We start from the raw sequence: 25,306 nt of genomic DNA, 5'->3' as shown, positions 1-25,306 counted from the left end.
GCCCCGCGAACTCTTTCCGGACACACGCCGAGCGCCGGCCCCCCGACGGGGACCGGCGCTCGGCGGCCGTGCTGAGGACTCAGCCCCGGCGGGTCTTGATCAGCTCCGTGGCCTGCGGGGCGACCTGGAACAGGTCACCCACCACGCCGAAGTCGGCCAGCTCGAAGATCGGCGCCTCGGGATCCTTGTTGATGGCGACGATCGTCTTGCTGGTCTGCATGCCGGCGCGGTGCTGGATCGCACCGGAGATGCCGACGGCGATGTAGAGCTGCGGCGACACGGTCTTGCCGGTCTGCCCCACCTGGAAGGTGTGCGGGTAGAAGCCGGAGTCGACCGCCGCGCGCGAGGCGCCGACCGCCGCGCCGAGCGAGTCGGCCAGGTTCTCGATGATCGAGAAGTTCTCCGCGCTGGCCACGCCGCGGCCGCCGGAGACGACGATCGCCGCCTCGGTCAGCTCCGGCCGGCTGCTCTTCTGCTCCACGACCCGGTCGACGACCTTGACCTGCTTGGCGGCGTCGGACAGCGCCACCTCGACGGTCTCCTCGGCCGCGGCACCCTGCGCGGGCTCCGGGGCGACCGAGTTGCCGCGCAGCGTGTAGATCGGGGTGCCGGTGGTGACGCGCGAGTGCACGATCGTCGAGCCGGCGAAGGCCGCCTGGGTGGCGGTGCCGTCGGCGGCGATCTCGGTGACGTCGGTGAGCAGCCCGCTGCCGGTCTTGACCGCCAGCCGGGCGGCCACCTCCTTGCCCTCGGGCGAGGACGGGATGACCACGGCGGCCGGGGAGACGCGCTCGACCAGCTGCGCGAGCACCTCGGCCTTGGGCGCCACGAGGTAGTCGTCGATCTCGGGCGACTCGGCGACGTAGACCTTCTGCGCGCCGTACTCGGCCAGCGCGTCCTTGGCGGCGGCGGCCGAGCCGGGGGCGCCGGCTACGACGGCCGACGGCTCGCCCAGCGCACGGGCGGCGGTCAGCGCCTCCAGCGTCGTCTTGCGGACGCCTCCGCCGGCGGGGTTGAGCTCGACGAGGACCAGGACCTCAGCCATGTCTGTGTTCTCCTTCGCTCTGCAGGTCCGGGTCAGACGATCTTCTGCTCGGCGAGGAAGCCGACGAGCTTCTCGGCGCCGTCGCCCTCGTCGGTCACCTTCACCCCGGCGCCCTTCGGCGGGCGGCCGGCGAAGTCGACGACCTGCGACGTGGCGCTGGCCAGGCCGACCGAGCCGGTGTCGACGCCGAGGTCGGCCAGCGACTTGGTCTCCACCGGCTTCTTCTTGGCGGCCATGATCCCCTTGAAGGAGGGGTAGCGCGGCTCGTTGATCGAGTCCCAGGTGGACACGATGGCCGGCAGCGGGGCCTCGAGCGCCCAGTAGCCGGTGTCGGTCTGCCGCTCCACCTTGGCGACGCCGCCCTCGATGGTGAGCTTGCGGGCGCCGGAGAGCTGCGGGATGCCCAGCCGCTCGCTCAGCAGCGCCGGCATGACGCTCATCTGCGCGTCGGTCGCCTCGGCGCCGCACAGCACCAGGTCGTACTCCAGCTGGCCCAGCGCCGCGGCGATCACCGCGGAGGTCTGGATGGCGCACGAGCCGTGGATCGCCTCGTCGGAGACGTGCACCGCCTTGTCGGCGCCCATCGACAGCGCCTTGCGGATCGCGTCGGTCGCGGAGTCGGGGCCGACGGACAGGACGGTGACCTCGCCGCCCTCGCGGTCGCGCACGAGCAGCGCCTCCTCGATGGCGTACTCGTCCATCTCGTTGATGACGTTGTCCGCCGTCGCCCGCGCGACCGTGTTGTCGGACGGGTCGAGCTTGCGCTCGCTGCCGGAGTCCGGGACCTGCTTGACCAGAACGACGATGTTCATCGCCAGACCTACCTCCGCGATGGGGTCGGGGCGCGGGCCCTGACGCCCGCCTAGCTCCGATCATGGAGGTTACTGGCCGGTAACGGACACGCGCCGGGGTAGGTGGGTGACCTGTATCACCGGCCGGCCGGCCACTCCCCCGTCGCCGCGAAGACCTCCAGCGCGGCGGCGTGCGGAGCGAGGTCCAGGCCCTGCCGGGCGAGCCAGTCGTCGGAGTAGTACGTGTGCGCGTACCGCTCGCCGCCGTCGCAGAGCAGCGTGACCACGCTGCCGGTCCGGCCGGCCGCGAGCATTTCCGCGACCAGGCCGAACGCACCCCACAGGTTGGTGCCGGTGGAGCCGCCGGCCCGCCGTCCGGTGACCCGCTCCAGGTGGCGCACCGCGGCGATCGAGGCCGCGTCGGGCACGCAGATCATCCGGTCGACGATCGTCGGCACGAACGACGGCTCGACGCGGGGACGGCCGATCCCCTCGATGCGCGAGGACCGGCCGGTGGCCACCGCCCGGTCGTCGTCCCGCCAGGACGGGAAGAAGGACGACCCCTCCGGGTCGACCACCGCCAGGCGGGTCGCCAGCCGCCGGTAGCGCAGGTAGCGGCCGATCGTCGCGCTGGTCCCGCCCGTGCCGGCCCCGACGACGATCCACTCCGGCACGGGGTGCCGCTCGAGGGCCAGCTGCTCGAACACCGACTCGGCGATGTTGTTGTTGCCCCGCCAGTCGGTGGCCCGCTCGGCGTTGGTGAACTGGTCGAGGTAGTGCCCGCCGGTCTCGTCGGCGACCCGGCGGGCCTCGTCGTAGACCGCGGCCGGGTCGTCGACGAGGTGGCAGCGGCCGCCGTGGAACTCGATGAGGGCGATCTTCTCCGGGCTGGTCGAGGCCGGCATCACCGCCACGAACGGCAGCCCGAGCATGCGGGCGAAGTAGGCCTCGCTGACCGCGGTCGACCCGCTGGAGGCCTCGACGACGGTGCTGCCCTCGGAGATCTGCCCCGAGCACAGGGCGTACAGGAACAGCGACCGGGCCAGCCGGTGCTTGAGGCTGCCGGTCGGGTGGGTCGACTCGTCCTTGAGGTAGAGGTCGACGCCCCACTCCGGCGGCAGCGGGTAGACGAGCAGGTGGGTGTCGGCGCTGCGCACCGCGTCGGCCTCCACGGCGGCGACGGCGCGGTCGACCCACGAGCGCCCGGCGGGATCGGAGCGGTCGACGTCGTCCGGCGGGTGGGTCACGCCCGCGATCATGCCTGGCCGTCGCCCGTGCCCGACCGGGCGACCGGTGTCCCCCGATCGGGCGCTCTCCCCCTCGGGGAGGAGACGGTGCGTACCGGAACCGGCGTCGGCGCCCTACCGTGCGCCTCCGCCGGCAGGGGGCCGGTGGACGCCGGACCAGCGGGAGGTGGGCCGCCGCATGTTCCGGCGTCGCGTCGGCCCGTTCCAGCTGGTCTCCCTCCTCGGCACCGGCGACCACGGCGAGGTGTACCGGGCCCTGGACACCCGTTCGGACCGCTGGGTGGCCCTCACGCTCTTCGCCCCCGCTCTCGCCCGTGACGCCCGCCGGGTCGCCGCGTTCCGGTCGACCGCCCTGGCCGCCGCCCGGCTGGGCCGGCACGGCGTCGTGCCGGCGGACGAGGTCGGGGAGCTGGGCGGCCGGCTGTACGCCGTGTCGCGGCTGGTCGACGGGGTCGACCTCGGCCGGGTGCTCGCGGACGGCGGCCCCCTGCCACCGGCGCGGGCGGTCGAGGTGGTCGCCCGGGCCGCCGCCGCGCTGGACGCCGTGCACGCCGCCGGCCTGGTGCACCTCGGGGTGCAGCCGGGCACCCTGCTGCTGACCGCCGACGACGGCGTCCTGCTGACCGGCCTCGGCGTGGCGGGCCTGCGCACCGCGTGGGAGGACGCCGGACCGGCGGCGCTGGCGACCACCGCGCCGGAGCGGTTCTCGGGCGGGCCGGTCGACGCCCGGGCCGACGTCTACGCGCTGGCCTGCGTGCTGCACACCTGCCTCAGCGGGCGGGCCCCCTTCGCCGGCACCGACCTCGCCGCGCAGCTCGACGCGCACCTGCACCTGGAGCAGCCGCGGGCCGCGACCACCGTCGACGGCGTCCCGCCGGCGCTGGACGCCGTCGTCCGCCGGGGCATGGCCAAGCGGCCGGAGGACCGGTTCGCGACGGCCGGTGCCCTCGCGTCGGCCGCCGCCGAGGCCCTGCTCGTCCCCGAGCACGCCCTCGTCGGCGCCGGGCGGGTCGGCGCGCCGGACCGGCCGAGCCCCCGCCCCCGCCGCCTGCCCGCGCCGCGTGCGGTCCCGCCGGGACTGCTGCGGCCGGCACCCACCGACCGCCCGCCCCGGCCGCCGGAGCCCGTTCTGGTCCCGCTGCCCGCGACGCGGCCGTCCGCTCGCCGGCGGTCGCTGGCCGTGGCCGCCGGGCTGCTGGTGGTCGCCGCCGGCACGGCGGGTGTCGTCCGCGCGTCCGCCGGCGACCCGGTGCCCGCGGTCGCCGAGAGCAGCGCGCGGCCGACCGTCGTCGCGACGGTCGACGTGGGTGTCTCCCCCGCCTCCGTCGAGTTCTCCCCGGACGGGTCCACCGCGTACGTGACCGGTCGCGGCCGCGACCTCTGGGTGCTCGACGCGGGCGGGCACTCGTTCACCGGCACCCTCGACGTCCCCGACGGCCCGGCCTGGTACGTGGCCCTCTCCCCCGACGGCGGGACGGCCTACGTCAGCGTCAAGGACTCGGAGCAGATCGTGCACCGGCTGGTCGCCCTCGACACCGCGACCGGCGAGGTGGCGTTCTCGACCGAGGTGGGCCCCCGGCCGTTCGGCGCGGCGGTCAGCCCCGACGGCCGGGAGGTCTGGGTGACCAGCCACGGGGCCAGCCGGATCGACGTCGTCGACGCCCGCAGCGGCGAGGTCGTCGACCGGATCCCGGCGCCCCCGGACCCGCACGACGTCGCCTTCTCCACCGACGGCCGGCACGCCTACGTCGCCAGCCACGAGACCGACCGGCTCACGGTCGTCGACACCCGCACGCGCAGCCGGGTGGCCACCCTCGACGGCGGCAACGGCCCGTACGCGGTCGCCGTCTCCCCGGACGGCGACCGGGTGGCCGTCGCCGGGTTCGACGGGGGCGAGCTGGCGATCGTGGACACCCTGTCGGACGACCGGCTGGCCACGGTGCCGGTGGGGCGGCACCCGCAGGACGTCGCGTGGGCGCCGGACGGCCGGCACCTCTACGTGGTGAACGCCGACGACGGCACCGTCTCGGTGGTCGACACGCGCAGCTACACGGTCAGCGCGACCGTGCCCGTCGGGCGGACCCCGACCGGCGTCGCCGTCCGGCCCGACGGCGAGCGCGCCTACGTCACCAACGTCGACGACGGGACCGTCTCGGTGCTCGACATCTCCGCCGGCTGAGCACGGGCCGTCGACCCGAGCCTTTACCCCCTGGTGGCAGCGCCCCTACGCTGCGGCGGTCGCCGTCGAGGGAGCGGGTGCGCATGACACCGCGGCAGTTCGGCCCGTACGAGCTCGAGGCGCTCGTGGGCGTCGGCGGGATGGGCGAGGTGTGGCGCGCCCGCGACACCCGCCGCGACCGGCTGGTCGCGATCAAGCTGCTCCCCGAGTCGCTCGCCCACGACGCGGAGTTCACCACCCGCTTCCGGCGCGAGTCCGAGCTGGCGGCGCGGCTGCGGGAACCGCACGTCATCCCGATCCACGACTACGGCGAGATCGACGGCCGGCTCTACATCGACATGCGGCTGGTCGACGGCCGCGACCTCGGCGACATCCTCGCGGAGGGGCCGCTGCCGCCGGAGCGGGCGATCGCCCTGCTCAGCCAGGTCGCCGACGCGCTGGAGTCGGCGCACGCCGACGGCCTGGTGCACCGCGACGTGAAGCCGTCGAACGTCCTGGTGACGAAGAACGACTTCGTCTACGTCGTCGACTTCGGCATCGCCCGCCAGGTCGGCCACACCCGCACGTCGCTGACCATCACCGGCGCGACCGTCGGGACGCTGGACTACATGGCGCCGGAGCGCTTCACCAGCGCGCCGATCGACGGCCGGGTGGACGTCTACTCGATGGCGTGCGTCCTGGCCGAGTGCCTCACCGCGACGCGGCCCTTCCCCGGCGGCGACCTGCCCGCCCTGCTCTACGCGCACCTCTACGCCGACCCGCCCCGGCCGAGCGAGCTGGTCGCCGGCGTCCCGCCCGCCCTCGACGCGGTGATCGCGAAGGGCATGGCCAAGCGGCCCGAGGACCGGTACGCGAGCCCCTGCGAGTTCATCGGCGCCGCCCGGGAAGCCGTCGGGGCGACCGCCTCCTCCCTCGCGGCGACCCGGCCCCCGACGCCGGCGCCGGTGGCCGCCGCCCCCGCCCCGGCACCCGTCCCGGCGCCTGCGCCCCCGGTGGCCGAGCCGGTCCGCATCCCCCGTGAGGCGTTGCCACCGCCCCCGGCGCCGGCCGGCGTCGGCGTGCTGTCCGCCGACGGCTCGCACAGCTCGGCCGACCCGCTGCTCCCGCCGGGGCCGGTGGTCGGGCCCCGGGGCCCGCTGCCGCCGGGCGGCGGGAGCCACCCGGTCGGCCCGCTCCCGCCCGGGGGGCCGGGGCGGCCCGGCTCGGCGGCGGGACGGCGCCGGCGGTGGCCCCTGCTGGTCGGCGTGCTGGTGCTGCTGGTCGCGGCCGGCGTGCTCACCGCGTTCCTCTGGCCGCGGGACGAGGGCGGATCGGGGGGCGAGACCGCCGCGCCGACCACCGGCGCACCCGCCGAGGGCAGCGGCTCGATCTCGGAGGGGCCGCCGTCCACGGTGCCGTCGGCGCCCGCACCGGCCGACAGCATCGCCGTCCCCACGGTGAACGGCGAGCCGATCGACGTCGGCGAGACGCCCGGCTACATGGCGGTGGCGCCCAACGGGCGCTACGCCTACGTCGCCAACCGGGGCGCCGGTGTGGTGACCGTCTTCGACACCACGCTGAACACGGTCACCGGCACGATCCCGATCGAGGCCGGGCCGCCGCAGTTCATCACCTTCTCCCCCGACGGCTCGGTCGCGTACGTGACGGTGACCAACGAGGACTACACGGAGAACTACGTCGTCTTCGTCGAGACGGCGAGCAACACCGTGACCGACACCGTCGAGGTGGGCCTGCGGCCGTTCGCACCGGAGACGTCCCCCGACGGCCGGCTGCTCTACGTGCCGCTGCACAACGAGGGCCGCGTGGAGGTGCTCGACACCGAGACCGCGCAGGAGATCGCCTCGTACGAGGTGGCGCCCAACCCGCACTGGATCGCCATCAGCGACGACGGGCGGACCGGGTACACCGCCAACCACGAGTCGGGCGTGGTCTCGGTGCTGGACCTGACCGACGACGGCCGGGTGATCGCCGAGGTCCCGGTCGGGCTCGCGCCGCACAGCATCGCGGTCTCGCCCGACCAGACCCAGGTGTCGGTGGTCAACTTCGACAGCAACGAGGTGTCGGTCATCGACACCGCCACCAACGCCGTCGTGGCGACGATCCCGGTCGGCGCCCGCCCGCAGGACATCAGCTACGCACCGGACGGCCGGCACTTCTACACCGCCGACGTCGACAGCGGCACCGTCTCGGTGGTCGACACCACGACCGGCCGGGTCACCGCCACGATCCCCACCGGCGGCAGCCCGACCAGCGTCGCCGTCCGCCCGGACGGCCGGCAGGCCTACGTGACCGACCTCGACTCCGGGACGGTGCGGGTGCTCGACCTCGCGGCCGTCTAGCGACCGGTGAAGGTGGCCTTCCCGGGGCCGCTCTCGAGGAACGAGCGCATGCCGGTCTTCTGGTCCTCGGTGTCGAACATCTCGGCGAACAGCCGGCTCTCCAGCGCCAGCCCCTCCGCCAGCGGCAGGTCCAGGCCCTCGTCGATCGCCCGCTTCGCGGCGGCCAGGGCCAGCGGCGGACCGGCGGCGAACTTCCGCGCCATCGCCACGGCGGTGGCGTAGACCTCGTCGTCGGGGACGACGGCGTCGGCCAGGCCGATCTCCAGCGCCTCCTCGGCCCCGACGTGCCGGCCGGTGAACACCAGGTCCTTGGCCTTGGCCGGGCCGACCAGGCGGGCCAGCCGCTGGGTACCGCCGGCGCCGGGGATGACGCCCAGCAGGATCTCGGGCTGGCCGATCTTGGCGCTCGCGCCGAGCACCCGGAAGTCGGCGCACAGCGCGAGCTCGTAGCCGCCGCCGAGGGCATAGCCGGTGACGGCCGCGATGACCGGCTTCGGCACCCGGGCCACCTCGATGAAGGAGTTCTGCAGCTCCCGGCCCCAAGCCACCATCGAGCTGCCGTCGAGCTGCGACATCGCCTTGATGTCGGCGCCGGCGGCGAAGACCCGCTCCCCGCCGTAGATCACCACCGCGCGGACGTCGGCGCGCTCGGCGGCCTCCCTCGCCGCGGCCCGCACCTCGCGGTGCAGCTGCTCGTCGATCGCGTTCATCTTCGGCCGGTCGAGGCGGATGGTGCCCACCCCGTCCTCGACCTGCAGGGTCACGAACTGCGGCTCCGTCATGGCCGCACCCTAGCCGCGGGGCTACGTGGCGCGGCGAGCGGTGAACCGGCCGTCCTGCCGCGACAGGGTCAGCGCCAGGCCGAAGGTGTCGGACAGGTGCGCGGCGGTGAGGACGTCGTCGGCGGCCCCGGCGGCCACCACCTCGCCGCCGCGCAGCAGCAGGGCGTGGTCGTAGCCGGGCGGGATCTCCTCGACGTGGTGGGTGACCAGCACCTGCGCCGGCGCGTAGAGGTAGCGCGCCAGGTCGGCCAGCCGGGCCACGAGGTCCTCGCGGCCGCCGAGGTCGAGCCCGGCGCCCGGCTCGTCGAGCAGCAGCAGCTCGGGGTCGGGCATGAGCGCGCGGGCGATCTGGGCGCGCTTGCGCTCGCCCTCCGACAGCGTGCCGAACGGCCGGTGCGCGAACTGGGCCACCCCCCACTGGTTCATCAGCATCCCGGCGCGGGTCAGGTCGTGGACGTCGTAGCGCTCGCGCCACCGGCCGACCACGGCGTAGCCGGCGGAGACGACGACGTCGCCGGTCTTCTCCCCCGGCTCGATCCGCTGCGCCAGGGAGGCGCTGGTCAACCCGATGCGCGGGCGCAGCTCGAAGACGTCGACGGCGCCGAGGGTCTCCCCCAGCAGCTGGACCTCCCCGCGCGTGGGGTGCATGTGGGCGGCGGCCAGCTGCAGCAGCGTCGTCTTCCCCGCCCCGTTGGGGCCGAGGACCACCCACCGGTGGTCGGCCTCCACCGTCCAGTCGACGCCGCGCAGCAGGTGGGTGTCCCCCCGCACGACGTCGACCCCCCGCATCCGGACGACCGGTTCGGACGCGCCCCCACCCGACACACTGCTCGACACACGTCCATCCAACCAACTCCCGCAGCGCTCCCTGCGACGCGCCACGGGTCGGGAGGGGGCAGGATCGCGGCGTGGAGTTCCCCGAGGTCGGACCGTCCGGTCCCATCGCATGGCCCGGATGGCCGAGCCCGCTGGGCGCGCACTGGGACGGGACCGGCACCAACTTCGCGCTGTGGGCCGGCGGCGCGCAGGCGGTGGACCTGTGCCTGTTCGACGCCGACGGCGTGGAGCACCGGCACCGGCTGCAGGAGAACACGCACCAGGTCTGGCACGCCCGGCTGCCCGGCGTCGGCCCGGGCCAGCGCTACGGCTACCGGGTGCACGGCGCCTACGACCCCGGCAGCGGCCAGCGCTACAACCCCGCCAAGCTGCTGCTCGACCCGTACACGCGGGCCGTCGACGGGCAGCTCGCCCTCGACGGAGCGCTCTTCGGCTACCGCGGCGACAACCCCGACTCGCAGACCCCCGACGACCGCGACTCGGCCCCGTTCGTCCCCCGCGGGGTGGTCATCCACGACTCCTTCCCCTGGGAGGGCGACCGGCGCCCGGGGACGCCGTGGTCGGACACGGTGATCTACGAGGTGCACGTCAAGGGCGCCACCATGCGCCACCCCGAGGTCCCGCCGGCGCTGCGCGGCACCTACGCGGGACTGGCGCACCCGGCGTTCATCGATCACCTGACCGGGCTCGGCGTCACCGCCGTCGAGCTGCTGCCGGTGCACCACTTCGTCAGCGAGCCGCACCTGCTGCGCCGCGGCCTGACCAACTACTGGGGCTACAACACCCTGGGCTACTTCGCCCCGCACGCGGCGTACAGCTCCGCGGGCAGCGCCGGGCAGCAGGTCACCGAGTTCAAGGCGATGGTCAAGGCGCTGCACGCGGCCGGCATCGAGGTCGTGCTCGACGTCGTCTACAACCACACGGCCGAGGGTGACCACACCGGCCCGACGCTGTCGTTCAAGGGCATCGACAACCGCGCGTACTACCGCGTGCGCGGCGGCGACGCGGCCCGGTACACCGACTACACCGGCTGCGGGAACACCCTCGACGTCCGCCGCCCCGCCGTCCTGGCGCTGCTCATGGACTCGCTGCGCTACTGGGTGACCGAGATGCACGTCGACGGCTTCCGGTTCGACCTGGCCTCGGCGCTGGCCCGGTCCATGCACGACGTCGACCGGCTGTCGGCGTTCTTCGACGTCGTCCACCAGGACCCGGTGGTCAGCCAGGTGAAGCTGATCGCCGAGCCGTGGGACGTCGGCGAGGGCGGCTACCAGGTGGGCAACTTCCCGCCGCCGTGGACCGAGTGGAACGGCAAGTACCGCGACACGGTGCGCGACGTGTGGTCCGGCGCCCAGGTCGGCGTCCGCGACCTCGCCTACCGGCTCACCGGCTCGTCGGACCTCTACCGCTCCGACGGCCGGCGGCCGTTCGCCAGCATCAACTTCGTCACCGCCCACGACGGGTTCACCCTCGCCGACCTGGTCGCCTACGAGCGCAAGCGCAACGAGGCCAACGGCGAGGACAACCGGGACGGCGAGAGCCACAACCGCAACTGGAACTGCGGCGTCGAGGGGCCGACCGACGACCCGGCGATCACGTCGCTGCGGGCCCGGCAGGTGCGCAACCACCTGGCCACGCTGCTGCTGTCGACCGGGGTGCCCATGCTGACCGCCGGCGACGAGCTCGGCCGCACGCAGCTGGGGAACAACAACGCCTACTGCCAGGACAACGAGGTCTCCTGGATCGACTGGAAGGACGTCGACGAGGACCTGCTGGCGTTCGTCCGCCGGCTGGTGCAGCTGCGGCACACCGCGCCGGCGCTGCGGCAGGAGGCGTTCTTCGAGGGCCACGAGCTGCCGGCGACCGGCGGCACCCGCGACCTGGCCTGGTTCAACCCGGCCGGCGCGCAGCTGACCACCTCGGACTGGTTCGACACCGGCCTGAAGACGGTCGGCATGTACCTCGACGGGCGGGCGCTGCGGCACCGCGACGAGTTCGGCCGGCAGGTGGTCGACGAGTCGTACCTGGTGTGGCTGCACGCCGGCGCCGAGGCGACGACGGTGACGCTGCCCGGGCCGCCGTGGGGTGACGGCTACGAGCTGGTGCTCTCCACCGAGTACCCCACCGGCGCCCCGCCGCGGCCGGCGGTGGTGGGCCCCGGTCCGGTGGAGCTGCCGGGCCGCAGCGTCTGGCTGATGCGCATCCTCCGCCGTCCCTGAGGCACCCCGGCGGGCGTCACCCTCGCCGCGTGGCCGCGACCCCCGAGGTCGGCGGCGGGGCTGGCGACCACGCGGCGCGGGTGAGCCGCTCCGGAACGCGGAAGGGCCCCGCCGGCGAACCGGCGGGGCCCTTCGACGTTCGGTCGGGCGTCAGTCCTGCGGCTGCTCGAAGGTGATGACGGTCCAGCCGAGCAGCAGCCGGTCTCCGTCGGACAGGGGGTGGGCGACGCCGGGCTCGAGCTGGGTCCACTCGGTGGCCTCGGGGCCGGCGACGTGGGTGCCGTTGAGCGAGCCCAGGTCGACGAGCGAGACCTCGCGGCCGGCGCGCTGGATGGCCGCGTGCGCCGAGGACAGCACGTTCTGCGTGTCCGCTATCGGCACCGGCCGGGCCGAGCCGGCGGTGACGAGCTCGTGGTTGTCCGGACGGCGGCCCAGCACGAGGTCCTCGTCGACGGTGACGACCATGCCGTCGTCGAACCGCAGGATCGGCGCCGACGGGGTGTCGGGGCGCCAGAACGCGGTCTGCTCGCCCGAGTCGGCGCGCGTCGCACCGGAGGACACCGGGGCGGACGGCGCCGCGCCGAAGCCGGCGTCGGACGGGGCGGAGTACGTCTGCGCGGGAGCCGCGGCCGGCTGGGGCGCGGAGGCGGCCGGCGCCGGGGCGGCCAGCTGCAGCATCGCGCCGGAGCCCGGGACGGTCCCCTCGACCAGGTCGAGGGCGACACCCGGCGGCATCTGGGGCGCCGCCTGGCCGGGGCCGACGTAGAGGGTCTGGCCGAGCGAGAACCCGGCCGCCAGCGTGCAGCCGCCGTCGACCGACGAGCCCGGGACCGGCACGCCGTCGACGGCGGGCTGGCCCTTCCCCGACCACAGCGCGACACCGGTACCGGCGCCCTCCGTGGTGTCGGCGAGCACGAGGGCGAAGGAGGCCCCGCCGTGGGCGAGGGCGGAGACCTGGCCGGCGACGGCGGCCAGGACGCGGTCGGCGCCGGGACCCGAGACCCCCAGGCAGGCGTGGAGGGCCGCCACCAGGGCGGGCGAGCCGGGCGCGTCGACCCACAGCAGGCCGCCGCCGCGGCGGGCGACGACCGACTCTCCGGGGAGGACTTCACAGCGGTCGGGCATGGGCTCCAGCCTAGTGTTGCGCAACAGGTGTGGGCGGCCGCGGAGCACCGCCACGCCGAGCGAGCGAGGTGTCACCCGGGGTGCGTGGGATACCCGTGACCTGAGGGTCTCAAGCGAGAGTACGGGCGGGTGGCGGCCCGCTCCTCAGGCGCTCGTCACCACTCCGAGCTCCGCGGGGTTCGCGAGGTGCTCGGAGTGCGGCAGCACCCGCACCGTGTACCCGAAGGCGCCGGTGCGCTCCAGCGGCACGGTGGCGGTGAACCAGTGCCGCGACCCGTCGGCCTGCTCGTGCGCCATCGGGATGCAGGTCACCTCGTGCAGCCCGTCGGCGTCGTCCACCCGGCCGTAGGCGGCCTGCACCTGGACGTCGGCCGGGGCCAGCCCGGGCAGCTCCACCTCGGCACGCAGGGCGAGGGTCGTCCCGATCTCCGGGGTGTCCCCGGCGCCGGTGGCCTCCACGTGCGCGACCCGGACCGTGCCCCAGTGGTCGAGCAGGTGCGCCCGGCGGGCCGCCTCCTCCCGGGCCGGCGCGTAGGTGCCGCCGTCGGACATCGCCCGCGCCGAGACCGCCGCCGGCCGGTACAGCTGCTGCACGTAGTCGTGCACCATCCGCGCGGCCAGCACCTTCGGGCCGGTCTCGCGCAGCGTGTGCCGCACCATCTCGACCCAGCGGGCGGGGATGCCGTCGCGGTCGCGCTCGTAGAACCGCGGCAGCACCTGGGTGCCGATCAGGTCGTAGATGGCGCGGGCCTCCACCTCGTCGCGCCGGTCGGCGTCGGCGACGCCGTCGGCCGTGGGGATGGCCCAGCCGTTCTGGCCGTCGAACCACTCGTCCCACCAGCCGTCGCGGATGGAGAGGTTCAGCCCGCCGTTGAGCGCGGCCTTCATGCCCGACGTGCCGCAGGCCTCCAGCGGCCGCAGCGGGTTGTTCAGCCAGACGTCGCAGCCCCAGTAGAGGTAGCGGGCCATGCCGATGTCGTAGCCGGGCAGGAACGCGATGCGGTGCCGGATCTCGGGGTCGTCGGCGAAGCGCACCATCTGCTGGATCAGCTGCTTGCCGCCGTCGTCGGCCGGGTGGCTCTTGCCGGCGATGACCAGCTGGATCGGCCGCTCGTCGTCGAGGAGCAGCGCCTTGAGCCGCTCCGGGTCGCGCAGCATCAGGGTCAGCCGCTTGTAGGACGGCACCCGGCGGGCGAAGCCGATGGTGAGGACGTCGGGGTCGAACGCCGTGTCGGTCCAGCCGACCTCGGCCTCGACCGCCCCGCGCGCCAGCGCCGTGTCCCGCAGCCGGCGGCGCACCTCGTCGACCAGCCGCCCGCGCAGGATCCGGCGGGTCTGCCACAGGTCACCGGCGGGGATCCGGTCGACGCCGTCGAAGTGCACCGGGCCCTCGACCTGGAGCGGGTCGCCCTGCGAGCTCGTCTGGGTGCCGAGCTCGACCAGCTCGCGGGCGGTCCAGGTCGCCGCGTGCACGCCGTTGGTGATCGAGGAGATCGGGACGTCGTCCTCGTCGAAGCCCGGCCACAGGCCGTTGAACATGTGCCGGCTGACGTGCCCGTGCAGCTGGCTGACGCCGTTGGCCCGCTGCCCGAGGCGCAGCCCCATGTGGGCCATGTTGAACTTCGCCGGGTCCTCCTCGGCCCCCAGCGCCAGCAGCTCGCCCAGCGGGACGCCGAACCCGGCGAAGTAGCGCTCGATGAGGGCGCGGGGGAAGCGGTCGATGCCGGCGGGCACGGGCGTGTGCGTGGTGAACACGGTGCCGCCGCGCACCGCCTGCAGCGCCTCGGGGAACGACAGCCCGTGCGACTCGGTGAGCTCGCGGATGCGCTCGACGCCCTGGAAGCCGGCGTGGCCCTCGTTGGCGTGGAAGACCTCGGGCTGCGGGGTCCCGGTGAGCGAGCAGAACGCCCGCAGCGCCCGCACGCCGCCGATGCCGAGCAGCATCTCCTGCCGCAGCCGGTGGTCCTCGTCGCCGCCGTAGAGGCGGTCGGTGACCATCCGCTCGGCGGGCGCGTTCTCCTCGATGTCGGTGTCGAGCAGCAGCAGCGGCACCCGCCCCACCTGCGCCCGCCACACGTGCGCGTGCAGGGTGCGGCCCTCGGGCAGCGGCACGGTGATGACGACGGCGGACCCGTCCGGGCGGCGCAGCAGCTTCACCGGCAGGCCGTGCGGGTCCAGCGCCGGGTAGTGCTCGAGCTGCCAGCCGTCGGCGGACAGGCCCTGGTCGAAGTAGCCGGCCCGGTAGAGCAGACCGACGCCGATCAGCGGGACGCCGAGGTCGGAGGCGGCCTTGAGGTGGTCGCCGGCCAGGATGCCCAGGCCGCCGGAGTACTGGGGCAGCACCTCGGTGATGCCGAACTCGGCGGAGAAGTACGCGATGGAGGCGGGGGCGTCGCCGCCGAGCGACTGGTACCAGAGCTCGGCGCCCATGTACTCCTCGAGGTCGTCGACGACGTCCTGGAGGCGGCGCAGGAAGCGGCGGTCCTTGGCCAGGGTGGCCAGCCGCTCGGCCGAGATCTCGCCCATCATCTTGACCGGGTCGCCGCCGCAGTCCTGCCACAGCGCGGGGTCGAGGGCCTCGAACAGGTCCCGCGTCTCGGGGTGCCACGACCAGCGCAGGTTCATCACCAGCTGGGCCAGTGGCTGCAGAGGGTCCGGGAGGGTGGCGCGGACGGTGAACCGGCGGAGTGCTCGCACCGGCCGAGCCTAACCAGGCGGCGCGGCCGGTTCAGCCGCACGCCGAGCCGCCCGGCCACTCCTGCGGGTGGTCCCCCGCCGCCGAGGTGTGGCCGCTCGGTGATCTCGATAGCGTTCCCGGTGATGACTGGCCGACCTGATCTCCGCCTCGGCATCACCGATGTCGCCCCCGTCGTGTCGTGCGGGTCCTTCTCCGCGCGCGCCGTGGTCGGTGAGCACCTGCCGATCACCGCCACCGTGTTCCGCGAGGGTCACGACGCCGTCGCGGCCGACGTCGTGTGGCAGCCCCCGGGCGACACCGACCGGCCGCCGCTGCGCCGCATGGCCCGCTACGGCGAGGAGCCCGACCGCTGGCTGACCACCGTCGTCCCCGATCGCGAGGGCCGCTGGACCTACACGGTCGAGGCGTGGAGCGACCCGCTGGCCACCTGGCACCACGCGGTCGAGGTGAAGATCGCCGCCGGCCAGGGCGCCGGCGAGCTGGCCAACGACCTCGAGGAGGGCGCGCGGCTGCTCGACCGGGTCGCCGCCGCCTGCCCCGCCGAGCACCGCGACGCCGTCTCGGCCGCGGCGGCTGCGCTGCGCGACGAGTCGCTGGAGCTCACTGCCCGGGTCGCCCCCTCCTTCACGCCGGGCCTGCAGCAGGTGCTCCACGACCACCCGGTGCGCGAGCTGGTCACCGCCTCCCCCACCTACGAGGTCTGGGTCGACCGGCCGCGCGCGCTCTTCGGCTCCTGGTACGAGTTCTTCCCGCGCTCCGAGGGCCCGGTGGTCGGCGGCCGCCCCACGCACGGCACGTTCACGACGGCCCAGGAGCGGCTGCCGGCGGTCGCCGAGATGGGCTTCGACGTCGTCTACCTGCCCCCGATCCACCCGATCGGCCGGGTCAACCGCAAGGGCCGCAACAACACCCTCACCCCCGACCCCGACGACGTCGGCTCGCCGTGGGCCATCGGCAGCGACGAGGGCGGGCACGACGCCGTCCACCCGCAGCTGGGCACGCTCGAGGACTTCCGGGCCTTCGTCTGGCGGGCCGGCGAGCTCGGCATGGAGGTGGCGCTGGACCTGGCGCTGCAGGCCGCGCCCGACCACCCCTGGGTCAAGGAGCACCCGGAGTGGTTCACCACCAAGCCCGACGGCACGATCGCCTACGCGGAGAACCCGCCGAAGAAGTACCAGGACATCTACCCGATCAACTTCGACAACGACCCGCAGGGCATCTACGCCGAGGTGCTCCGGGTGGTGCGGCACTGGGTGTCCTGCGGGGTGAAGATCTTCCGCGTCGACAACCCGCACACCAAGCCGCTGAACTTCTGGCACTGGCTGATCTGGGAGGTCAAGAAGACCGACCCCGACGTGCTGTTCCTCGCCGAGGCGTTCACCAAGCCGGCGATGATGCACCAGCTGGCCCGGCTCGGGTTCACCCAGTCGTACACGTACTTCACCTGGCGCACCGAGCGCTGGGAGCTCGAGGAGTACGGCCGCTCGCTGGCCGGGACGGCGCACTACATGCGGCCGAACTTCTTCGTGAACACCCCGGACATCCTCCACGAGTCGCTGCAGTACGGCGGCCCGCCGATGTTCAAGATCCGCGCGGTGCTCGCGGCGATGATGAGCCCGACCTGGGGTGTCTACTCCGGGTTCGAGCTGTTCGAGCACGTCGCCGTCCGGCCGGGCAGCGAGGAGTACCTGGACAGCGAGAAGTACCAGCTGCGGCCGCGCGACTGGGCCGGCGCCGAGGCGTCCGGGCGCAGCCTGGCGCCGTACCTGCGCCGGCTCAACGAGGTCCGCCGGGCGCACCCGTCGCTGCAGCAGCTGCGCACCCTCCGGTTCCACGACGTCGACAACCCGAACCTGGTCTGCTTCTCGAAGACCGACCCGGGGTCCACCGACGCCGTCCTGGTGGTCGTCAACCTCTCCAGCCGGCACACGCAGATCGGGACGACGGCCCTCGACCTGCCGGCCCTCGGGCTCGACTGGCACGAGCGCTTCTCGGTGACCGACGAGCTGACCGGCGCCTCCTACGACTGGGGGCAGTTCAACTACCTCGAGCTGGACCCGTACCGCGAGCCGGCGCACATCTTCTCGATCGCGTTCCCGCGCCCGGTGCAGTTCCCGCCGCCCGCCTGAGCCCGGTCCCACCCCCCGGGCCGTCCGCCCCACCAGAAGATCGAGGACGACTTCTCCCGATGACCCTTCCCGTCCCCGACGCGACCACCGCCGACCACGAGCCGTCGGCGCTGCCGGCCCCCGGCACCGACCCGGAGTGGTTCAAGCGCGCCGTGTTCTACGAGGTGCTCGTCCGCGGCTTCGCCGACAGCAACGCCGACGGCGTCGGCGACCTCCGGGGCATGACCGACAAGCTCGACTACCTGCAGTGGCTGGGCGTCGACTGCCTCTGGCTGCCGCCGTTCTTCGCCTCCCCGCTGCGCGACGGCGGCTACGACGTCAGCGACTACACCGCGGTGCTGCCCGAGTTCGGCGACATCGACGACTTCAAGGACTTCCTCGACGCGGCCCACGCCCGGGGCATGCGCGTGATCATCGACTTCGTCATGAACCACACCTCGGACCAGCACCCGTGGTTCCAGGCCAGCCGCAGCGATCCCGAGGGCCCCTACGGCGACTTCTACGTCTGGGCCGACGACGACTCCGGCTACCCCGACGCGCGGATCATCTTCGTCGACACCGAGAGCTCGAACTGGACGTTCGACCCGGTGCGGAAGCAGTACTTCTGGCACCGCTTCTTCTCCCACCAGCCGGACCTCAACTTCGAGAACCCGCGGGTGCAGGACGCGATCCTCGACGCGCTGAAGTTCTGGCTGGACCTGGGCATCGACGGGTTCCGGCTGGACGCCGTCCCCTACCTGTTCGAGGAGGAGGGGACCAACTGCGAGAACCTCCCCCGCACCCACGAGTTCCTCAAGCGGGTGCGCAAGGTCGTCGACGCCGGCTACCCGGACACGGTGCTGCTCTGCGAGGCCAACCAGTGGCCGGCCGACGTCGTCGAGTACTTCGGCGCCGACGGCGACGAGTGCCACATGGCGTTCCACTTCCCGGTGATGCCGCGCCTGTTCATGGCCGCGCGCCGGGAGCAGCGGTTCCCGATCTCGGAGATCATGGCCCAGACGCCGGACATCCCGAAGAACTGCCAGTGGGGCGTCTTCCTGCGCAACCACGACGAGCTGACCCTCGAGATGGTCACCGACGAGGAACGCGACTACATGTGGGGCGAGTACGCCAAGGACCCCCGCATGAAGGCCAACATCGGCATCCGCCGCCGGCTGGCCCCGCTGCTCGAGAACGACATCAACACCCTCGAGCTGTTCAACGCGCTGCTGTTCAGCCTGCCCGGCTCGCCGGTCCTCTACTACGGCGACGAGATCGGCATGGGCGACAACATCTGGCTCGGTGACCGCGACGGCGTCCGCACCCCGATGCAGTGGACGCCGGACCGCAACGGCGGCTTCTCCACCGCCGACCCGCAGCGGATGTACCTGCCGCTGAACATGGACCCGGTCTACGGCTACCAGACCACCAACGTCGAGGCGCAGCTGCGCAACACCAACTCGCTGCTGCACTGGATCCGCCGGATGATCGCCGTCCGCAAGGAGCACCCGACGTTCGGGCTCGGCACCTTCGAGGAGGTCGGCTCGCGCAACCCGACGGTGCTCTCCTTCGTCCGCCGGTTCGGCGACGACATCGTGCTGTGCGTGAACAACCTGTCGCGGTTCCCGCAGCCGGTCGAGCTGGACCTGCGGCAGTTCGAGGGCTACACCCCGATCGAGCTCACCGGCCGGGTGGAGTTCCCGCAGATCGGCGTCCTGCCGTACATGCTCACCCTGGCCGGGCACGGCTTCTACTGGTTCGAGCTGGCCAAGCCCCTCGAGCCCGAGCCGGAGCCCGAACCGGAGCACGAGACCGGCCTGGCCGAGTCGCTGCTCGCCGCGGGGGTCGTCGGGAACGGCGACACGGCCGGCCCCGAGCACACCGGCGGAGGTGCCCGATGACCGTGGCCAGCGACCTGCTCAAGGACTGGATGCCGGCCCAGCGCTGGTTCGGCGGCAAGGGCCGGGAGTGGGCGGACGTCGACGAGACCGGGTTCTTCCTCGAGCGGGAGCACCCGGTGGTGTCGGTGCACCGGATGACCGTCACCTACGTCGACGGCGGCCGGGAGACCTACCTGATCCCGGTCTCCTGGCACGAGCACCCGACCGAGGAGCTGACCTCCGCGTTCATCGGCGCGGTCACCTTCGAGGGCCGTGAGTTCTACGGCTACGACGCCATGCGCGACCGGGACGCGACGGTGCCCTGGCTCAAGCACCTGGTCGCCGCCTCGACGGTGGGTCCGATGCACTTCCACCCGGCCGGCGTCGCCTACATCCCCGAGGGGCTGCCCGGCGACATCGTCTCCGGCGAGCAGAGCAACACCTCGCTGATCTACGGGTCCGAGGCGATCCTCAAGCTCTTCCGGCGCCTGGAGCCCGGCCTCAACCCCGACGTCGAGGTGCACGACGCGCTGCGCCGCACCGAGAACGTGCACATCGCGCCCCTGCTCGGCTACCTCGAGATCGACGACCCCGACCCGGCGAAGCCGGCGGCGACCGCCGGCATGCTGCAGCGGTTCGTGCCCAACGCCAGCGACGGCTGGCGGCTGGCCACCGCGAGCGTCCGCGACCTCTACGCCGAGGGCGACCTGCACGCCGACGAGGTCGGCGGCGACTTCGCCGCCGACAGCGAGCGGCTCGGGGCGGCGACCGCGTCGGTGCACGCGGACATGGCGAAGGTGCTGCCCACCGAGCCGGCCGACGAGGCGTGGTTCGCCGCGCTGGCCGAGCAGATGAACGCCCGGCTGGACGCCGCGATCGAGGTCGTGCCGCAGCTGGCGGAGCACGCCGACGGCCTGCGCGCGCTCTACGCGGCGGTGGCCGGGACCACCGAGCCGGTCGTCCGCCAGCGGGTGCACGGCGACCTGCACCTGGGGCAGGTGCTGCGGACGGCGACCGGCTGGATCCTGCTCGACTTCGAGGGCGAACCGGCCCGCTCGCTCGAGGAGCGCCGGCAGCTCGACAGCCCGCTGCGCGACGTCGCCGGGATGCTGCGCAGCTTCGACTACGCCGCACGTCACATGCTGGTCGAGCAACCCGACGACCCTCAGCGCGCATACCGGGCCCAGGAGTGGGCAGAGCGCAACCGGACCGCCTACTGCTCGGGCTACTCGGCCGCGAGCGGGCTGGATCCCTGCGGGGACTCCCCTCTCCTCCGGGCGTTCGAGGCCGACAAGGCGGTCTACGAGTGCGTCTACGAGGCGCGCAACCGGCCGCACTGGCTGATGATCCCGCTGCACTCGCTGACCCGGCTCACGTCCGGCAGCTGAGCGCGGCGGGCACCGACTTCCCGACGACGCACCACGGAGCGAGGGCGACGATGACGACGGACGACGCACAGGACCACGTGGCCGGCAAGGAAGAACTGCAGGCCGCTGTCGAGGAGAAGACCGCCCGCGTCCAGCAGCAGGCCGAGGCGGACGAGAACGTGGCCCCGGCGCGACCGGCGCGCAAGACCCCGGCGACGAAGAAGACGACGGCCGCGAAGACGACGGCCGCGGGGACGGCGAAGAAGACGACGGCGAAGACGACGGCCGCCACGAGCGGCACCGACCCCGCCACCGCCGAGGCGGCCGCGCCGGCCGCGCCGGCCGCGAAGGCTCCCCGCAAGGCCGCGGCGAAGAAGACGGCGCCGGCCAAGAAGACGGCGCCGCCCGGGACGGCGGCGAAGCGCACGACGAAGAAGACTGCCGCAGCCACCACGCCGCCGGTGGTGCCGCCGGCCCCGATCGCCGAGCCGGGCGACGGCACCGGCGCCCCGGCCGAGCCGGGCGAGCCGGCCCCGGGGACCACGACCCCGGAGGCCCCGACGCCCGAGACCCCCACGCCCGAGACCTCCGCGCCCGAGACCTCCGGGCCCGCGACCGGCACGGGCGCGGGCGCCGCCCCCGGGGCGGCCGAACCCGCCGCGCCCGCGATCGGGGTCGGCGCCGAGGTCACCGGTGACCAGCTGCGCGCCATCGTCGAGGGCTGGTCGCACGACCCGCACGCGGTGCTCGGCTTCCACCCGGCCGGCGACGGCCGGTGGGTGGTCCGCACCCTGCGCCCGGAGGCGGTCAGCGTCGCCGTCATCGACCAGGACGGCGCGCGCTACGAGGCCCGGCAGCTGCACGGCGGCGGGATCTACGAGGCCGGCCTGCCGCAGCAGCCCGGCGACTACCGCATCGAGGTCAGCTACGGCGACGGCTCCGGCGGCACCAACACCTTCGTCGTCGACGATCCCTACCGCTGGATGCCGACGGTGGGCGAGCTCGACCAGTACCTCATCGGCGAGGGCCGGCACGAGCGCCTCTGGGAGGTGCTCGGCGCGCACGTCCGCCGCTACGACACCCCCGGCGGCCTGAGCGAGGGCGTCTCGTTCGCCGTCTGGGCGCCCAACGCCCGCGGCGTCAAGGTCACCGGCGACTTCGACTACTGGCAGGCCCGCGCCTACCCGATGCGGTCCCTCGGCGCCTCCGGCGTCTGGGAGATCTTCATCCCCGGGGTCCAGGTGGGCAGCCGGTACCGCTACCACGTGCTCGGAGCCGACGGCGAGTGGCGGGAGAAGTCCGACCCGCTCGCCTTCGCCACCGAGGTCCCCCCGGCCAACGCGTCGGTGGTCACCGAGTCGACCTACGAGTGGCAGGACGACGAGTGGCTGGCCGACCGTGCCCGCGCCGGCTGGCACGAGCGCCCGATGAGCGTCTACGAGGTGCACGCCGGGTCGTGGCGGCAGGGGCTGTCCTACCGCCAGCTCGCCGACGAGCTGGTGCAGTACGTGGTGGACGCCGGGTTCACGCACATCGAGTTCATGCCGCTCGCCGAGCACCCGTTCGGCGGGTCCTGGGGCTACCAGGTCACGTCCTACTACGCGCCGACCGCGCGCCTGGGCAACCCCGACGACCTGCGCTACCTCATCGACAAGGCGCACCAGGCCGGCATCGGCGTCATCGTCGACTGGGTGCCCGCGCACTTCCCCAAGGACGCCTGGGCGCTCGGCCGCTTCGACGGCACCGCGCTGTACGAGCACGCCGACCCCCGCCGCGGCGAGCAGCTGGACTGGGGCACGTTCGTGTTCGACTTCGGCCGCACCGAGGTCCGCAACTTCCTGGTGGCCAACGCGCTGTACTGGTGCAAGGAGTTCCACGTCGACGGCCTGCGGGTCGACGCCGTCGCCTCGATGCTCTACCTGGACTACTCGCGCTCCGAGTGGCTGCCGAACATCCACGGCGGGCGGGAGAACCTCGAGGCGGTGGCCTTCCTCCAGGAGATGAACGCGACCGTCTACCGCGAGGTGCCGGGCGTGGTCACCATCGCCGAGGAGTCGACGGCCTGGCCCGGCGTCACCCGGCCCACCCACCTCGGCGGCCTGGGCTTCGGCTTCAAGTGGAACATGGGCTGGATGCACGACTCGCTGGCCTACATCGAGAAGCCGCCGGTCTACCGCAGCTACCACCACGGCCAGCTGACGTTCTCGATGATCTACGCCTACTCCGAGAACTACGTGCTGCCCATCAGCCACGACGAGGTCGTCTACGGCAAGGGCTCGCTGCTGCGGAAGATGCCCGGCGACCGGTGGCAGCAGCTGGCCAACCTGCGCGCGTACCTGTCCTACATGTGGGCGCACCCGGGCAAGCAGCTGCTGTTCATGGGCTCGGAGTTCGCCCAGGACTCCGAGTGGGCCGAGAGCCGGTCGCTGGACTGGTGGCACCTCGACGACCCGGCGCACCGCGGGATCCTCCAGCTGGTCACCGACCTCAACAGCCGCTACCGCGAGCTGGAGGCGCTGTGGAGCCAGGACGTCGACCCGTCGGGGTTCCAGTGGATCGACGCCAACGACTCCTCGGGCAACGTGCTGTCGTTCCTCCGGTACGGGCGACCGGAGAAGGCGGACGCCGAGAGCGACGCGCCGGGGCAGGCGCTGGCCTGCGTCACCAACTTCGCCGGGACGCCGCACAGCGGCTACCGCATCGGCCTGCCTCGCGGCGGCCGCTGGCGCGAGGTGCTCAACAGCGACGCCGAGGGCTACGGCGGCGCCGGGGGCGGCAACTGGGGCGGCGTCGACGCGGTCGAGGAACCGTGGCACGGACAGCCGTACTCGGCGGTCATCGAGGCCCCGGCGCTGAGCACCGTCTGGTTCCTGCACGAGGGCTGATCGCGCGCGGGAGCGCCCCCGGCGTCGGCACGGTCCCGCCACCGTGCTTTGCGACACCGGGCGCTCCTGCGCCCCGCTCGGGGTCGTGACCGTGCATCATGTGCCGGCTCGCGAGAACGACGCCGGTACGGACCGGCCCCGACAAGAGGATCAGCTCCCCCATGAGGCATGGCCTGCGCCGCTCGATCACCGCGGCCGCGGTGGGCAGTGTGCTGCTCACCGGTTGCTCCAGCACCGTCACGGGCGCGGCGTCGCCCGCCGACGGCGTCCCCACCGACGTGGCGGCCGAGGAGTTCCCGATCACCGCCGCCGTCGACGGTGACCTGGTCGACACGGAGTCCCGCAACTCCCTGGCCGACCTGTACACGTTCTGGGAGCAGGCCTACCCGGAGGCGTTCGGCGAGGAGTTCGAACCCCTGCAGGGCGGTTTCTACAGCGTCGACCTGGAGAACCTCGACCCGTCGCAGTTCCCCGACGGCGTCGGCTGCGGCGCCGACCCCGAGGAGGTCGCCGGCACCGGCGCGTTCTTCTGCGCCGGTGCGGGATCGCCGAACGACGACGCCATCACCTACGACAAGAACTTCCTCACCGAGCTGGCCGAGCAGTACGGCCGGGCCCTGGTCCCCTTCGTCATGGCCCACGAGTTCGGGCACGCCATCCAGTGGCGGATCAACGGCCTCGAGGGTGAGTCGATCAACATCGAGACGCAGGCCGACTGCTTCGCCGGCGCCTGGACCGCGTGGGCGGTGGAGGGCAACTCCGACCACACGTCGGTCCGGCTGCCCGAGCTCGACGAGATCATCCGCGGCTACCTGATCACCGCCGACGCCGTCGGCAGCGACCCCAGCCGCGACGGCGCCCACGGCTCCTACTTCGACCGGGTGTCGGCGATCATCGAGGGCTACGACGGCGGCGTGGCCGCCTGCCGCGACAACTTCGAGCCGGGCCGGGTGTTCACGGCGGCCGAGTTCTCCCAGGAGGACCAGGCCAACCAGGGCAACTCGCCCTACCCGACCACCCTGGAGCTGATCGGCGTGAGCCTGCCGCCGTTCTGGGTCGAGGTCTTCCCCCAGGCCTTCGGCACCGAGTTCCAGGAGCCCGCCGTCACCGGCTTCGACGGCACCGCGCCCGGCTGCGTGGCCGGCGACCGCGACCTCGGCTACTGCGCCGACGAGCAGACCGTGTACTTCGACGAGCAGGACCTCACCGAGCCCGCGCACGACGAGGTCGGCGACTTCGCCGTGGCCACCGCGATCTCGCTGCCGTACTCGCTGGCCGTCCGCGCCCAGGCCGGGCTGTCCACCGACGACGGCGCGGCCACCCTCTCCGCGACCTGCCTGACCGGCTGGTGGGAGGCGCAGGTGTTCAGCGCCCGGCTGGAGGGCGTGCAGATCAGCCCCGGTGACGTCGACGAGGCGGTCATCTTCCTGCTCGCCTACGGCGTCGACGACGCCGTCTTCCCGAACACCGACGCCTCCGGCTTCGAGCTGGTCCGCTCCTTCCGGGCCGGCTTCCTGCAGGGCATCGGCGCCTGCGACGTGGGCGTCGAGGGCTGATCGCCCCGCGCGGCCGGGGGCCGGGGCGGGCCGCGGGGGGGGGGCGCCGTCGCCGGCCCGCTTGCCGTTGCCATGCACCCCCCCCCACGCCCGGCCCGCCCCCCCGCCGCCCCCCCCGCCGCGCGCCCGGCCCCCCCCCCCCCCCCCCCCCCCCCCCCCCCCCCCCCCCCCCCCCCCCCCCCGCGTCCGCCGTCCCCGGACCGTGTCACGATGCATGCACCGGCCCGACACGGACGAGGGAACGCACC

The 25,306-nt window shown here is 73.7% G+C and carries 15 protein-coding genes; 8 read left to right on the top strand and 7 right to left on the bottom strand.

The annotated features are described in order from the left end of the window. Positions 1 to 79 precede the first annotated feature (79 nt). The 3 genes from ACI8AF_RS12015 to cds1 form a co-directional block, all read right to left on the bottom strand. Positions 80 to 1,045 (bottom strand): electron transfer flavoprotein subunit alpha/FixB family protein, encoded by a 966-nt coding sequence (locus tag ACI8AF_RS12015; protein WP_456539938.1) that lies wholly within the window; start codon positions 1,043 to 1,045, stop codon positions 80 to 82. Between the two features lie 32 nt (positions 1,046 to 1,077). Further along, a complete protein-coding gene (locus ACI8AF_RS12010; protein ID WP_456539937.1) occupies positions 1,078 to 1,857 on the bottom strand; it encodes an electron transfer flavoprotein subunit beta/FixA family protein in 780 nt (259 codons plus the stop codon). A 116-nt stretch (positions 1,858 to 1,973) separates the two neighbouring features. Next, positions 1,974 to 3,083: an L-cysteine desulfhydrase Cds1 gene (gene cds1, locus ACI8AF_RS12005; protein WP_456539936.1), complete on the bottom strand. Its 1,110-nt coding sequence runs from the start codon at positions 3,081 to 3,083 to the stop codon at positions 1,974 to 1,976. 178 nt (positions 3,084 to 3,261) lie between these two features. Between cds1 and ACI8AF_RS12000 the strand changes: the two genes are divergently transcribed. Beyond that, on the top strand, positions 3,262 to 5,262 hold the full coding sequence (locus ACI8AF_RS12000; protein WP_456539935.1) for a protein kinase domain-containing protein: 2,001 nt from the start codon (positions 3,262 to 3,264) through the stop codon (positions 5,260 to 5,262). An 83-nt stretch (positions 5,263 to 5,345) separates the two neighbouring features. Beyond that, the gene (locus ACI8AF_RS11995) at positions 5,346 to 7,601 is read left to right on the top strand and encodes a protein kinase domain-containing protein (protein ID WP_456539934.1); all 2,256 of its coding nucleotides are present in this window, start codon (positions 5,346 to 5,348) and stop codon (positions 7,599 to 7,601) included. Here ACI8AF_RS11995 and ACI8AF_RS11990 read toward each other — a convergent pair. Both ACI8AF_RS11990 and ACI8AF_RS11985 read right to left on the bottom strand, forming a co-directional pair. Then, the gene (locus ACI8AF_RS11990) at positions 7,598 to 8,383 is read right to left on the bottom strand and encodes an enoyl-CoA hydratase/isomerase family protein (RefSeq protein ID WP_456539933.1); all 786 of its coding nucleotides are present in this window, start codon (positions 8,381 to 8,383) and stop codon (positions 7,598 to 7,600) included. The genes ACI8AF_RS11995 and ACI8AF_RS11990 overlap by 4 nt on opposite strands. A gap of 21 nt (positions 8,384 to 8,404) precedes the next feature. Next, entirely contained in the window at positions 8,405 to 9,172 is a 768-nt protein-coding gene (locus tag ACI8AF_RS11985) for an ABC transporter ATP-binding protein (protein WP_456539932.1), read from the bottom strand. A 119-nt stretch (positions 9,173 to 9,291) separates the two neighbouring features. On the opposite strand from ACI8AF_RS11985, the gene glgX reads away from it, so the two are divergent. Next, the gene (gene glgX / locus ACI8AF_RS11980; protein WP_456539931.1) at positions 9,292 to 11,439 is read left to right on the top strand and encodes a glycogen debranching protein GlgX; all 2,148 of its coding nucleotides are present in this window, start codon (positions 9,292 to 9,294) and stop codon (positions 11,437 to 11,439) included. Between the two features lie 150 nt (positions 11,440 to 11,589). Here the strand turns inward: glgX and ACI8AF_RS11975 are convergent, their stop codons facing one another. Both ACI8AF_RS11975 and glgP read right to left on the bottom strand, forming a co-directional pair. Beyond that, entirely contained in the window at positions 11,590 to 12,564 is a 975-nt protein-coding gene (locus ACI8AF_RS11975; RefSeq protein WP_456539930.1) for an FHA domain-containing protein, read from the bottom strand. 144 nt (positions 12,565 to 12,708) lie between these two features. Then, positions 12,709 to 15,261 carry an alpha-glucan family phosphorylase gene (glgP, locus tag ACI8AF_RS11970; protein ID WP_456539929.1) on the bottom strand — a complete coding sequence of 851 codons (2,553 nt, stop codon included), beginning with the start codon at positions 15,259 to 15,261 and terminating at the stop codon, positions 12,709 to 12,711. A gap of 123 nt (positions 15,262 to 15,384) precedes the next feature. On the opposite strand from glgP, the gene ACI8AF_RS11965 reads away from it, so the two are divergent. The 5 genes from ACI8AF_RS11965 (at position 15,385) to ACI8AF_RS11945 (ending at position 25,058) form a co-directional block, all read left to right on the top strand. Then, entirely contained in the window at positions 15,385 to 17,391 is a 2,007-nt protein-coding gene (locus ACI8AF_RS11965) for an alpha-1,4-glucan--maltose-1-phosphate maltosyltransferase (protein WP_456539928.1), read from the top strand. Positions 17,392 to 17,450: 59 nt separating this feature from the next. Beyond that, a complete protein-coding gene (treS, locus tag ACI8AF_RS11960) occupies positions 17,451 to 19,271 on the top strand; it encodes a maltose alpha-D-glucosyltransferase (protein WP_456539927.1) in 1,821 nt (606 codons plus the stop codon). Beyond that, positions 19,268 to 20,638 (top strand): maltokinase N-terminal cap-like domain-containing protein, encoded by a 1,371-nt coding sequence (locus tag ACI8AF_RS11955; RefSeq protein ID WP_456539926.1) that lies wholly within the window; start codon positions 19,268 to 19,270, stop codon positions 20,636 to 20,638. The genes treS and ACI8AF_RS11955 overlap by 4 nt, the downstream gene beginning before the upstream one ends. 50 nt (positions 20,639 to 20,688) lie before the next feature. Beyond that, complete coding sequence (glgB, locus tag ACI8AF_RS11950) at positions 20,689 to 23,502, top strand: 1,4-alpha-glucan branching protein GlgB (protein WP_456539925.1); 2,814 nt, start codon at positions 20,689 to 20,691, stop codon at positions 23,500 to 23,502. A 161-nt stretch (positions 23,503 to 23,663) separates the two neighbouring features. Continuing rightward, entirely contained in the window at positions 23,664 to 25,058 is a 1,395-nt protein-coding gene (locus ACI8AF_RS11945) for a neutral zinc metallopeptidase (protein ID WP_456539924.1), read from the top strand. Positions 25,059 to 25,306 lie beyond the last annotated feature (248 nt).

Source organism: Blastococcus sp. SYSU D00669 (genome assembly GCF_054050715.1).
This window is presented reverse-complemented; position numbering and strand designations above follow the sequence as displayed.

Bases quoted from the DNA above. Each gene is read 5' to 3' on its own strand.
- ACI8AF_RS12015 (WP_456539938.1), bottom strand. From the start codon at position 1,045: ATGGCTGAGGTCCTGGTCCTCGTCGAGCTCAACCCCGCCGGCGGAGGC.
- ACI8AF_RS11965 (WP_456539928.1), top strand. From the start codon at position 15,385: ATGACTGGCCGACCTGATCTCCGCCTCGGCATCACCGATGTCGCCCCC.
- ACI8AF_RS11955 (WP_456539926.1), top strand. From the start codon at position 19,268: ATGACCGTGGCCAGCGACCTGCTCAAGGACTGGATGCCGGCCCAGCGC.
- ACI8AF_RS12010 (WP_456539937.1), bottom strand. From the start codon at position 1,857: ATGAACATCGTCGTTCTGGTCAAGCAGGTCCCGGACTCCGGCAGCGAG.
- ACI8AF_RS11995 (WP_456539934.1), top strand. From the start codon at position 5,346: ATGACACCGCGGCAGTTCGGCCCGTACGAGCTCGAGGCGCTCGTGGGC.
- ACI8AF_RS11975 (WP_456539930.1), bottom strand. From the start codon at position 12,564: ATGCCCGACCGCTGTGAAGTCCTCCCCGGAGAGTCGGTCGTCGCCCGC.
- ACI8AF_RS11945 (WP_456539924.1), top strand. From the start codon at position 23,664: ATGAGGCATGGCCTGCGCCGCTCGATCACCGCGGCCGCGGTGGGCAGT.
- treS (WP_456539927.1), top strand. From the start codon at position 17,451: ATGACCCTTCCCGTCCCCGACGCGACCACCGCCGACCACGAGCCGTCG.
- glgB (WP_456539925.1), top strand. From the start codon at position 20,689: ATGACGACGGACGACGCACAGGACCACGTGGCCGGCAAGGAAGAACTG.
- ACI8AF_RS11990 (WP_456539933.1), bottom strand. From the start codon at position 8,383: ATGACGGAGCCGCAGTTCGTGACCCTGCAGGTCGAGGACGGGGTGGGC.
- ACI8AF_RS11985 (WP_456539932.1), bottom strand. From the start codon at position 9,172: ATGCGGGGGGTCGACGTCGTGCGGGGGGACACCCACCTGCTGCGCGGC.
- ACI8AF_RS12000 (WP_456539935.1), top strand. From the start codon at position 3,262: ATGTTCCGGCGTCGCGTCGGCCCGTTCCAGCTGGTCTCCCTCCTCGGC.